This window comes from Okeania hirsuta, assembly GCF_003838195.1.
Taxonomy (GTDB): Bacteria; Cyanobacteriota; Cyanobacteriia; order Cyanobacteriales; family Microcoleaceae; genus Okeania; species Okeania hirsuta.
Genome location: NZ_RCBY01000709.1, coordinates 1 through 535, shown reverse-complemented (window position 1 = coordinate 535; position 535 = coordinate 1). Strand labels below are relative to the sequence as shown.

Annotated in this window: 1 protein-coding gene and 1 pseudogene; one reads left to right on the top strand and one right to left on the bottom strand. The window is 36.8% G+C overall.

Features of this window, described 5'->3' with window-relative positions:
* Window positions 1-133: 133 nt before the first annotated feature.
* A pseudogene (locus D5R40_RS33810) lies at window positions 134-346 on the bottom strand (fructosamine kinase family protein); the annotation flags it as partial.
* Between D5R40_RS33810 and D5R40_RS33805 the strand changes: the two are divergent.
* On the top strand, window positions 310-535 hold a 226-nt coding region (locus D5R40_RS33805; protein ID WP_339379623.1), incomplete at its 3' end, for a fructosamine kinase family protein. The pseudogene D5R40_RS33810 and the gene D5R40_RS33805 overlap by 37 nt on opposite strands.

The following is a 535-nucleotide window of genomic DNA, read 5'->3' as shown; positions in this document are numbered from 1 at the left end:
CCCTTAAAAGGGGAGGCTTTAAACCAGAATTATTTAATTATTAATTATTAATTATTCGGTGAATGAAATTTGTAAATTAGAGTATTTCCGTTAGCAATAATACCCAAAAATTACTGTTTAGTGAGTAGAAAATTTATGATAAAAGTTGCTGAATCATACGTTCTGCCTGAGAACCATAACCACCACCGAATAAATTAAAATGATTGAGAATATGATACAAATTATAAAGACTTTTACGTTGTTGATAACCATCATCTAAAGGCCAGGCTTGATTATAACCACGATAAAAAGCACTGGGAAAACTACCAAATAATTCAGTCATGGCAATATCAACTTCGCGATCGCCTACTAAAAATTATCCCAGAGTTATTGGCAGGTCATCAACCACAACCTTCTCTGGTTCACGGTGACTTATGGGGGGGAAATGCTGGAGTAACTGTAGATGGGGAGCCAGTAATTTTCGACCCGGCCACTTATTGGGGCGATCGCGAAGTTGATATTGCCATGACTGAATTATTTGGTAGTTTTCCCAGTG